Source organism: uncultured Gimesia sp., from assembly GCF_937919775.1.
Taxonomy (GTDB): domain Bacteria; phylum Planctomycetota; class Planctomycetia; order Planctomycetales; family Planctomycetaceae; genus Gimesia.
On sequence record NZ_CALFPF010000075.1, the window covers coordinates 1 to 10,533 of the forward strand.

The 10,533-nt window shown below is 51.7% G+C and carries 8 protein-coding genes; 6 read left to right on the forward strand and 2 right to left on the reverse strand.

Annotation, left to right across the window (positions count from 1 at the left end):
* Window positions 1-175 precede the first annotated feature (175 nt).
* Window positions 176-1,633 carry a Gfo/Idh/MocA family oxidoreductase gene (locus Q0294_RS01960; RefSeq protein WP_299460344.1) on the forward strand — a complete coding sequence of 486 codons (1,458 nt, stop codon included), beginning with the start codon at window positions 176-178 and terminating at the stop codon, window positions 1,631-1,633.
* A 91-nt stretch (window positions 1,634-1,724) separates the two neighbouring features.
* Here the strand turns inward: Q0294_RS01960 and Q0294_RS01965 are convergent, their stop codons facing one another.
* Window positions 1,725-3,515, reverse strand: coding sequence for a cation:proton antiporter (locus tag Q0294_RS01965; protein ID WP_299460347.1), 1,791 nt, complete (start codon window positions 3,513-3,515; stop codon window positions 1,725-1,727).
* Between the two features lie 326 nt (window positions 3,516-3,841).
* Here Q0294_RS01965 and Q0294_RS01970 point away from each other — a divergent pair, with 326 nt between their 5' ends.
* A complete protein-coding gene (locus tag Q0294_RS01970) occupies window positions 3,842-5,062 on the forward strand; it encodes a pyruvate carboxyltransferase (RefSeq protein ID WP_299460349.1) in 1,221 nt (406 codons plus the stop codon).
* 2 nt (window positions 5,063-5,064) lie between these two features.
* Here the strand turns inward: Q0294_RS01970 and Q0294_RS01975 are convergent, their stop codons facing one another.
* Window positions 5,065-5,880 carry a phosphoribosylformylglycinamidine synthase subunit PurQ gene (locus tag Q0294_RS01975; protein ID WP_299460351.1) on the reverse strand — a complete coding sequence of 272 codons (816 nt, stop codon included), beginning with the start codon at window positions 5,878-5,880 and terminating at the stop codon, window positions 5,065-5,067.
* A 498-nt stretch (window positions 5,881-6,378) separates the two neighbouring features.
* Between Q0294_RS01975 and Q0294_RS01980 the strand changes: the two genes are divergently transcribed.
* From Q0294_RS01980 to Q0294_RS01995, 4 genes are all read left to right on the forward strand, one after another.
* Complete coding sequence (locus Q0294_RS01980; RefSeq protein ID WP_299460354.1) at window positions 6,379-6,594, forward strand: hypothetical protein; 216 nt, start codon at window positions 6,379-6,381, stop codon at window positions 6,592-6,594.
* Between the two features lie 114 nt (window positions 6,595-6,708).
* The gene (locus Q0294_RS01985) at window positions 6,709-7,800 is read left to right on the forward strand and encodes a prenyltransferase/squalene oxidase repeat-containing protein (RefSeq protein WP_299460356.1); all 1,092 of its coding nucleotides are present in this window, start codon (window positions 6,709-6,711) and stop codon (window positions 7,798-7,800) included.
* A gap of 41 nt (window positions 7,801-7,841) precedes the next feature.
* Entirely contained in the window at window positions 7,842-9,041 is a 1,200-nt protein-coding gene (locus Q0294_RS01990) for an NPCBM/NEW2 domain-containing protein (RefSeq protein ID WP_299460358.1), read from the forward strand.
* Between the two features lie 136 nt (window positions 9,042-9,177).
* Window positions 9,178-10,383: a PQQ-dependent sugar dehydrogenase gene (locus Q0294_RS01995; protein WP_299460360.1), complete on the forward strand. Its 1,206-nt coding sequence runs from the start codon at window positions 9,178-9,180 to the stop codon at window positions 10,381-10,383.
* Window positions 10,384-10,533 lie beyond the last annotated feature (150 nt).

Genomic DNA, 10,533 nt, shown 5'->3' on the forward strand with positions numbered 1-10,533 from the left:
GACTTTGATGAAGACAATTTAGAAATAACGACCGTATGGCTCAGCCGCAATGCAAACTGGTGCTGGTTCCCGGATCTGATTTCAAGATCATCCGTTTGAAGGTCTGATCTTCAACCCCACCCAAATTGCACAGGGCAATCCTTCCATTGACATTCCATTGAGGAGAAAAAAGAAGATGTCACAACAATCCCGTCGCGAATTCCTTGAACAATCGATGTTTGCCGCCGCCAGTGCGGCAGCTCTGGGCGCTTCTCTTCCTCAACTCTCGGCAGCGGAAACACAGTCCACCAGCCCGAACGAAAAGTTGCGCGTCGCGTTACTTGGAGTCAACGGTCGCGGACAGTCTCACCTGAGTGCTTTCGCAGACCGCAAAGATACCGAGATTGTTGCAATTGTCGATACTGACGAAAGTGTCGGAATGACAAAGGGGGTCGGAAACGTTTATAAGAAGACCAACAAAAAACCTGCCTACTACAAAGACCTGCGGAAAGCCTTTGACGATGAGAAAATCGATATCGTCAGTATCGCAACCCCCAACCACTGGCATGCCCTCGGCGCGATCTGGGCCATTCAGGCCGGCAAAGATGTGTACTGTGAAAAACCGGTCAGCCACAACGTGAGTGAAGGACGGCGCATTGTCGAAGCCGCCCGCAAGCACAACAAAATTGTTCAGACAGGAACTCAGTGCCGTTCTCAACCTGGTCTGATTGACGCTGTCGCGTTTGTCAAAGCCGGTGGCATCGGGGAAGTCAAACTGGCCCGTGGTACCTGTTACAAACGACGAAAATCAATCGGCCCCAAAGGGAATTACGATGTACCTGCCAGCGTCGACTACGATCTCTGGCTGGGACCGGCACCGATGGCGCAATTAACCCGTCCAAAATTCCATTATGATTGGCACTGGCAGACACCTACCGGTAACGGCGACCTGGGGAACCAGGGGATCCATCAGATGGATGTGGCCCGCTGGGGCTTAGGCGTCGATAACGTCGGCGACAGCGTGCAGGCCTACGGCGGTCGCCTGGGTTATGTTGACGCCGGTGATGTGGCCAATACACAGGTCAGCATTCATCAGTTCGGCGATAAGCGTCTGGTCTTTGAAGTACGTGGTCTGGAAACCGAAGCATATCGGGACGCCAAAGTTGGAGTCATCTTTTACGGTTCCGAAGGTTATGTGGTGATTCCCAGCTACAACAGTGCTTCGGCATTCGATCTCGATGGAAAACTGATCAAGAAGTTTTCCGGTTCCGCAGATCACTTTGCCAATTTCGTGGACGCTGTCCGCAGCCGCAAGATCAGCGATCTGAATGCGGATATCGAAGAAGGTCACATTTCCAGTGCCCTCTGCCACCTGGGTAATATCTCTTATGAACTCGGCGAACAGATGCCTGTGAAGGAAGTGGCCGCTCAGTTGAAAGGTGACAGCGAAGCTGTGGAAACTATCGGTCGTTTCCGTGAGCACCTGGGTAACAACAAACTCAGCGCTGACGATACCATGATCAGCATGGGGCCCAAGTTGTCGATTGACGCCAAGGCAGAAACCTTCACCGGTAGCATGGCTTCCACAGCGAATCCCAAACTGACACGCGAATATCGCAAACCATTCGTAGTGCCTGCAACTGCCGATCTATAAGATTCGGAATCTGAATCTTGTTATTGAATCAGGCCCCTCTGTCGTTTTGACAGAGGGGCCTTTTTTGTTTCTTCCCTGTCATCACGGTTTCTCAGGAATCTGATTTACCGGTTTTCTCAGAGTCATCACGCATCGATTTTGTAAGCAGGGGAAAGAGAGGCGACTCCAGGATATGTTGTGCGAGGCATTCTCCCACATGTTCCTCTTCGTCGACCACGACATCAGCGCCTGCAGCCAGAAGTTGCCAATGGTGCAGGTGATATCGACATCTAACAAAAAGTGACGCACCGGGAGATAACTGACGCACTAAATAAATGATCTGACGGCAGATGGTCGGGCTGGGCAGAGTGATGATAACGAGCCTTGATCGATATAATCCCGCATGTTCCAGAACTTCGATTTGCGTCGCGTCACCAAGCTGTGCTTTCAGCCCATACTGTTCTGCGATCTGCAGGTTTTCGTGATTCAGGTCGATCACAACAATCCGTTTTAATCCGACCTGCAGCAGTTCTCCGGCGACACGCTGACCGGCAGGGCCGAAGCCCAGAATGAGAATGGATTCCTTTGATTCATTTTCGGAATGAGTGACAGACGCACTCAATTCAAGTTGTTCGCTGACGGGCAGTGGCATTCGCGGAATGAAGCGGCGAATGAAGGCTGCTGCACCCGGAGCCAGTTGAATCAGGTAAGGAGTCATCAACAGCGTGGCGATGGTAGCTGCGACGATGACGCGAAACGTCGATTCTGAGAGGATGCCCCCCGTACCCGGTTCGCCTCGCGCTACCGTTGCCAGTACAAACGAAAATTCTCCGACTTGTGCAAGGCAGAGCCCCGTTCCGAGTGCAAACTGCCACGGCTGTCCGCACAACCAGGCTACTCCAAATGTGATTAACAGTTTGCCCAGTGCAATGGCAGCCACGACAGCCAGCACGATTCCCAGGTGATTGAAGACCCAGCCTAAATCGGCCAGCATTCCTACCGCAGCAAAAAACAGGGTGACGAGGACAGTTTTGAGTGGCTGGACATCCGCCTGGATTTGAGTGGCGAACGGTGAGATTGCCAGCAGAACACCGGCGACAAACGCGCCGAGTGCGGGACTCAGTCCCAGGCTATGTGCCGCCCAGGCTGATCCTGCTGCCATCACCATTGCCAGCAGAATCGGAAAGTCACGATTTCTGCGTAACGACGACAATTCCAGCAGCCGCGGTAACACAAAGTTGAAAAGCCCGTAAAACACAGCAACTAAAATCAAGGCGAGCAGGAAAGACACACCCAGCTGGATCACAACTTCACCAGCCGTTCCTTTACTCACCAGCGCTGTGATGATCAGCATCAAAGGGATCACGGCGATGTCCTGAACCAGCAAAATTCCGAGCGCGGTGCGGCCGTGTGGCGAATCCAGTTCCGCGCGATCTTTGAGCATGCGTACGACACACGCGGTGCTGCTCAAGGCAATCATGGCCCCGACGGCCATTGATTCTGCGAAAGAAAAACCCAGCAAAATCGAGACAGACAGCCCGGCAAGCAGTGTCAAAATCACCTGCAGGATCCCCGCCAGCAGCGGGATATGTCCCAGCCGACGGAGCCGGGGAAGAGAGAATTCCAACCCGATGGCAAACAGGAGCAGCGCCACGCCTAACTCGGCGAGATCGAAAATACCCTGACGATTTGAAACCCAGCCGAGCAGATTGGGGCCGACCAGTGTTCCCGCAGCAATATATCCCAGCAGCGCGCTTTGCCGCAGTTGTTCCGCGATCGTTCCGAGTAATAAGGCGACTCCCAGCAAGATCAGAATGTCTGCCAGTGAATTCCACATGACTCCGTCAGCAGCAATTACAACCAGGGAATCAGGTCGTGAAATAGAAGAGAAAATATCAATCATCGCTGGCTGATCCTTCGTGTTTGTAGTAGCTTTGCAGGTGTGACTGCAAGTAACCTGCCGGGCAGGATGGCGTTTGCTGGTTGCTGATTTGCAAAATCTGTCAGACTGCTGAGTTTAGACAGGCCTTGAATGTATTCTGCTTAACGGAACGGAGCACCTTTTAGCTGGTATGCCGGTTACTTTCAATAGTACCGTGGCGGCAGAGAATCCCGGTTAAATGAGTCGAATGGCTCTGAAAACGCTACAACAAACCCGAATGCGGGCTATAATCGGCTACAATTCAGAAATCAGGGCCTCACTATTTTGTTGGTTATGGATACACATTGATGTTTCATCTTTTCTCGCGTGTCAAGAAAAACGTTAAGACCAAAGTGAAACGCGCGGTCATCAGGCATCATCGTCGGGCAGGAACGGTCCTGTTCAGCGATACCACCTTGCGGGATGGCGAACAGATGCCCGGCGCGACTCTGGACCCCGTTGAAAAGCTGCAGATTGCCAAAGCGCTCGAAGCAGCGGGCGTGCATTCGCTGGATGCCGGTTTCCCCGCATCCTCACAGGCCGATATCGATGCGATTCAAAGTATGGTGGGAGTGATTAAAAAGCCGGTGCTGACGGCTTTGTGCCGCACTTTGCCCGGCGACATTGATGCGGCGGACCAGGCGCTGGCAGGAAATCCGCCACACAAACGCGGGGTCAGCCTGTTTTGCGGGACGAGCCCTCTGCATCGTCAATTCAAACTGGAGAAAAACAAGACCGAAGTCTTGAAACTGATCGTCGACAGCGTTCTGTACGCGACGGAAAAGTTTGATATCGTCGCTTTCAGCCCGGAAGATGCCAGCCGTACTGAGGTCGATTTCTTGTGTGAAGTCTACAGAGAAGCAATCGCCGCCGGTGCGACGACCATCGGTTTTCCCGATACGGTGGGAATTCTGACGCCTTACAAAGCGCAGGAATTCATCTGTCGGATTCAGGATCAGGTTCCGGGCATTGAAAACGTGTTGCTGGCAGTGCATTTTCATAACGATCTCGGTTTGGCGGTGGCGAACACATTGGCGTGTATTGATGCCGGGGCGAATGTGGTGCAGTGTACGGTGAATGGCATTGGAGAACGGGCCGGCAATGCCGCACTGGAAGAGGTGGCGATGGCGCTGCATTTACATCAGGATGAATTTGAGCGGCCGCATCATCTGGATGTCTCTCAACTGGCGCCACTTTGCAAACTGGTTTCGGAATTGACGGGCATTGCACTCTCGCCGATGAAACCGGTCGGCGGCAGTAATATCTTTGCGACGGAAGCCGGCATTCATCAGGACGGGTTGCTTAAAAATCCCGATACGTACCTGCCTTATCGTCCTGAAACAGTCGGCGCAACAGGGATCAGGCTGGTATTGGGACGGCACAGCGGAAAAAAAGCCATTCTGCATCGTCTGCACGAACTGGGAAAAGAGCCGAACGAGCAAATCGTGCAGCGCGTGTTGCAGGCGATCAAGGAACTTCCCAAAGGGGAGTTGGTGGATGATGATCTGCTGCTAAAGCTGACTCAATAAAACTACTTGAAGTAATTGACGGCATTGCGGAAGAGTTGCATGCCGGCGCCTTCGCCTTCTAAGCCCAGTCGCGTCCACTGCGGGTGCTGCGTCGCAAACAGAAATCGTTCGGGATGCGGCATCAGCCCCAGCACGCGCCCCGACGGATCACTGAGAGCGGCGATATTGCAGGCGGAGCCGTTGGGATTTACGGGATAAGGCAGAATTTCTTCCTGAAGCGCGGTTTCTGCTTCGCCTGCTTCACGATAACACATGGCGATCTGCTGGTTGGCTTTCCAGTCTTCAATGACGGCAGGATCGCTCACGGCGATGCGTCCTTCCGCATGTGCGATCGGAAGTTCAATCTGATCGATGTCCTTCAAAAACACATTTTGTGGCGCCAGCACTCCCAGCCGCACCCAGAGTGACGTGTATTTTCCATTCATGTTCCAGGTCAGCGTTGAGTTGCGGCTCTGATCTTGTTTGGGGGGCCAGCCTGCTGCGCCACTGGGGAGAATTCCGGCTTTGAGCAGCACCTGAAATCCGTTGCAAATTCCCAGGACCAGTTTATCTGCAGCCAGGAAATTTCCGATCACATCGGCAAGTTGTCCCTGCAGATGGCTCGCGAAGATCACACCTGCTCCCACATCATCCCCGTAACTGAAACCGCCAGGCAGGCAGAGAATCTGATAGTCAGCCAGCTGCTGCGGATTTTCCAGCAGTTTCAGCAGATGAATTCTCGTTGCCTGTGCTCCACAGAGATCAAATGCATGTGCCGTCTCAATGTCGCAGTTGGTTCCGGGGGCGCGTAACACACAAACTTTGGGGGGAGTTGACATAAGAGCAGAACTAATCCTTACATTTTCAATACAAATTCCGGGTTGGGAAGCGAATTGTCTCCATAACTGAGGATGCTATTATGAAAACCGCTTTACTTCCAGCGTCAGGACATTGATACCCTGTGAAAACCTGCGTTTTCCTGTTTCCCGAGAGATCGCCAGATATTGTAAGGTCCTAAGCTGTGAAATACGAGAGAGTTAAGGCATGGTTTTTTCGGTCCTTTGATGAAAAATCAATCTGTTCGCTGTCCAGGCAATCTGCTATAGTTCGCGACTTAATACCAATTCTGTCTCGGCCTGATCCTCGAAGAGAAATCATGCCGGATGATTGCTTTTCGCTCAGTATGGCTTTTCATGAACCCTTTTCATCGATTGTTCCTGTTCGCGTTGTTGATCCCGTTCTGTTCGGGGTGCTTTAACTCCTACAATACACGGGTACCACGCGTTTTTTCGGGACGTCATTCGATGACCCGGGGAGAGAAAATCGAAGAAAAGAGGATGATCGAACTGGAAGACCCGTTACCATCAAGTGCTCTGGGACCAGGCGTCGTGCGTCCCCGGGAGTTTGGAACGCAGCGGACCGAATCGCGACTGGCGATTGAGCATTCCATACAGAGCCGTCCCTATGTGCAGCCACGACCAGGCCAGACTTTACATCCCGTACCACAATTATCGGGCGGTAATTCAAAATATCCGGAAGTCATCCGACCTTAATCGTGCTGACAGGGTCTGCTTTTTCCACGCTTCTGCTGTTCATTACCCGCGCATACCGTACAATGCAGTATCAGGAAGAAATACATTCAACTCTGTTCAGGGTCAGTGGCTATTTTGAGAAATCAATCCATCCAGTCAGATCAATTCCCGGCGGCTGTCTGCTGTTTGCGGTATGCGCTGTTGAGTTTGATGATGATGTGCACGAGCACTTCCCTGATGGCTCAGGTGGAAATCAACCGCTCCATCGATGCGCAAGGGAAGAAATATTATACGCCCCCCACACGGACTGCCGTTGATCGCGGTCTCAAGTATCTTGCCGAGCGGCAGCATGCCGATGGATCTTTTGGATCCGGTTCCACCTTCAAAAGTAATGTGGCTGTGACTGCCTTGTGCGGGATGGCGTTTCTGGCGGACGGAAATACTCCGGGCAGAGGCAAGTATGGGTTGCAGGTTCAAAGGGCGACGGATTTTATTCTCGCTTCCTGTAAACCTTCGGGATATATCATTTCACCGGAGAGTATTTCACACGGTCCGATGTACGGGCACGGCTTTGCGACATTATTTCTTGCTGAAGTGTATGGGATGACGCACAGCAAGGACGTGCGTCTGAAGCTGGAAAAGGCGGTGGAACTGATCGTGAAGTCGCAAAACGCGAAAGGGGGCTGGCGGTACACACCGGAGAGTAAAGACGCGGATCTCTCTGTGACGGTCTGCCAGATCATGGCGCTCAGGGCGGCGCGGAATTGCGGGATCTTTGTTTCCAAAGAAGTGATTGACCGCTGCATTGATTATGTCAAGAAAAGCCAGAACCCTGACGGTGGCTTTCGGTACCAGCTTGTCCGGCAGGCGGAGAGTGAATTTCCCCGGTCAGCCGCAGGGGTCGTTGCCTTGTATAGTGCCGGAATTTATGAAGGTGCGGAAATCGAAAATGGACTGGGATATCTGATGCGGCATCTGCCCAATCAACGTTACTTCAGAGGCAGCCATTATTATTACGGACAATACTATGCAGTCCAGGCGATGTGGCAGGCGGGCAGTAATTACTGGGATGGCTGGTATTCTGCGATCCGGGAAGAGCTGATCGCCGTGCAAATGACCAGCGGCAGCTGGCGTCCCGACAGCTCGAACTGTGTCGAATACAGCACAGCCATGTCCTGCATTGTGCTGCAGATTCCCCGCAATAATATCCCCATCTTTCAGCGTTAAGTATCTTCGACCCTTGGTGTGTTCTTATTCTGCGGTGTTGCATGCGATTGTTTGTGCTTATTTGTATGATTGGCAGTTTCAGTGTTTCGGACGTGTTTGTCTACGCTGCAGAACTCTATCGGGCTGAGGGGGGGCTGGTACAAGGGACGCTGATACAAATCGATCAGAATCAGTTCACGCTTCAGACTGATGCGGGGACGCAGACTGTTCCTGCCAAAGAGACAATCCGTGTTGAGTTGGGAAATGCCTCTGTTCCCCCGCGTCGTGACGGGTTGGTGATTCTGGCGAACGATGATCGCATTCATGCGCAGTTGCTTCGTTCCGAAGAGGATTTTGTTTTTGTGCGTCTGAATTCGTATCCGGAAATGGGAGAAATGAAAATCCCGCTGGAAACGATTCGGGCAGCCTATTTTCAATGGCCTGTCGCTCGCGAGTCCCGAACACACTTAATTCAAAAAATCGCGAGTCCGGATCAGAAATCAGATCTCTTTTATTTAAAAAACGGCGATTCTCTGGAAGGGGAATTTCTGGGTTTTGATGCGCGGACGTTTCGTTTTGAATCGAGAGCCGGCGAAACATCGGTCCCGCGAAGCGGCATTCAGTCTTTTAGTATCAATCCCGAGTTGATTAATTTTCCGCAGCCGGATCAATTGCGTTATCGAATCACGCTGACCGACGGTAGCCGACTCGTCGTTTCTTCACTCGTTTTGAATCAGACGGTGATCACCGCCAAAGCCTTATTCGGTGCAGAGTTACAATGTAATCTGAATCGACTGGTTTCCATTACGCCGTTAGGAGGGCTGGTGGTTCCCCTGTCGCAACTTGAGCCGGCCGAGTATCAGTTTACTCCCTATCTCGCTCAGAAATGGAACTGGCAGAGAAATCGGAATGTGCTGTCAGGGCCGCTGATCGTGGGAGGACAGGAATTTGCGTCCGGCCTGGGAATGCACAGCGCTGCGGAATTGCGCTACCAGCTTGCTGGCAAGTATGCCGCCTTCCAGACGGAACTCGGCATCGATGATTCCACGAATGGGACGGGCGACGTGGAAGTGACGATTCTGGTCGATCGGCGTGTCGCATTTCAGCAGGCGGTTCAAGGGGCCGAACAGCAGACCGTGATTGTGCCCCGGATTAATCTCAGCGGTGCGCGGGAACTGGTTCTGAAAGTGGATTTCGGGAAAAATGCGGATATTCAGGATCATCTCAACTGGTGTCGTCCTGTCTTGATTCTGCAGAAGTAATGATACTTTTCTCAGAGCGGAATCAAAGTTGACTTGTGGGTCAGTAGCGTTGGCAGATTATTTTTCCTATCCTTGTATCCAGCGTCTGCAGTATGTCCCACCTGATAATCTCAATCAATTACAAAGAAGACATCTTATGAAAACAATTTCCACTCTTCTGTGCCTTGTGGTACTTGGTATTTCTCAACAATTATCAGCCGACGAGAAAGTCGACACTTCTCCCGCTCCTGTGAAAATAGTCAAAGTTTTTCCCTATCTGAAAATTGATCGGCCGATTGTGATTACCCATGCGGGCGATGCATCGAACCGTCTGTTTATCGCTTCTCAGAAAGGAAAGATTTATGTCGTGCCGAACACGCCGGACGATGAAGATCTGGAAGAGGGAAAGCTGTTTCTCGACATTTCTGACCGCGTGGTCTACAACGACAAGCAGAACGAAGAAGGACTCCTGGGATTCGCCTTTCACCCCGACTACAAAAAGAATGGCGAGTTCTTCATTTATTACAGTACCCCGGATCAGCCGCAGAATACTTCAGTGATTTCGCGTTTCCGCGTCTCAAAAGACGATCCTGATCAGGCACTCGCTGATTCCGAAGAAGTTCTGATGCGTGTCGAACAGCCTGCCTGGAATCATGCCGGCGGAACAGTCGTCTTCGGACCGGACGGAAAACTTTATATCGCCTTTGGTGACGGTGGAGCCGGGAATGATGTGTTTAATAACGGGCAAAATCTGACTTCCGTGCTGGGATCAATCTGCCGGATCGACGTCGATCACAAAGATCCCGGGTTGAATTATTCGATTCCCAAAGATAACCCTTTCCTCGAAGGCAAAAGTGCGGAGATTAAAACCGCCCGTAAAGAAATCTGGGCCTATGGCTTTCGCAATCCGTGGCGGATTGCCTTCGATACAAAAACCGGCGTACTCTGGGCCGGTGATGTGGGACAAAATATCTGGGAAGAGATTGATCTGGTCGTCAAGGGGGGAAACTATGGCTGGTCGGTTCGCGAAGGAAAACATCCTTTTGGTCCGAACGGCGTTGAGGCCCGCGAACATTTAATCGAACCCATCTGGGAATATAATCATGACGTAGGTAAATCAATTACCGGCGGCTCGGTGTATCGCGGGAAAAACATCCCCGCCCTTGATGGTTCTTACATTTACGGGGACTATGTTTCCGGCAAATTCTGGGCTTTGAAGTATGACGCAGAGAACAAAAAAGTGACCGCCAATCACGTGATTGAAACTCCGAGCATTCCAGTAATGACGTTCGGCACAGATCAGAATGGCGAGATGTTTCTGACATCGTCATTCAGCGAAATCTTCAAGCTGAAAGCGAAATAATCCGTTCGAGATGATTGAACGTTCAACTCGGGATCGAGTTTGAAACTCATTAAATATAAAACGCGGAGCCCTGCATTACCGGGCTCCGCGTTTTTTTACTTGTTCTGACTGAGTCGATTAAACTTCGACCGCGTATTGCTGCAAATCTTC

Bases quoted from the DNA above. Each gene is read 5' to 3' on its own strand.
- Q0294_RS01960 (WP_299460344.1), top strand. From the start codon at position 176: ATGTCACAACAATCCCGTCGCGAATTCCTTGAACAATCGATGTTTGCC.
- Q0294_RS01965 (WP_299460347.1), bottom strand. From the start codon at position 3,515: ATGATTGATATTTTCTCTTCTATTTCACGACCTGATTCCCTGGTTGTA.
- Q0294_RS01970 (WP_299460349.1), top strand. From the start codon at position 3,842: ATGTTTCATCTTTTCTCGCGTGTCAAGAAAAACGTTAAGACCAAAGTG.
- Q0294_RS01975 (WP_299460351.1), bottom strand. From the start codon at position 5,880: ATGTCAACTCCCCCCAAAGTTTGTGTGTTACGCGCCCCCGGAACCAAC.
- Q0294_RS01980 (WP_299460354.1), top strand. From the start codon at position 6,379: ATGATCGAACTGGAAGACCCGTTACCATCAAGTGCTCTGGGACCAGGC.
- Q0294_RS01990 (WP_299460358.1), top strand. From the start codon at position 7,842: ATGCGATTGTTTGTGCTTATTTGTATGATTGGCAGTTTCAGTGTTTCG.
- Q0294_RS01995 (WP_299460360.1), top strand. From the start codon at position 9,178: ATGAAAACAATTTCCACTCTTCTGTGCCTTGTGGTACTTGGTATTTCT.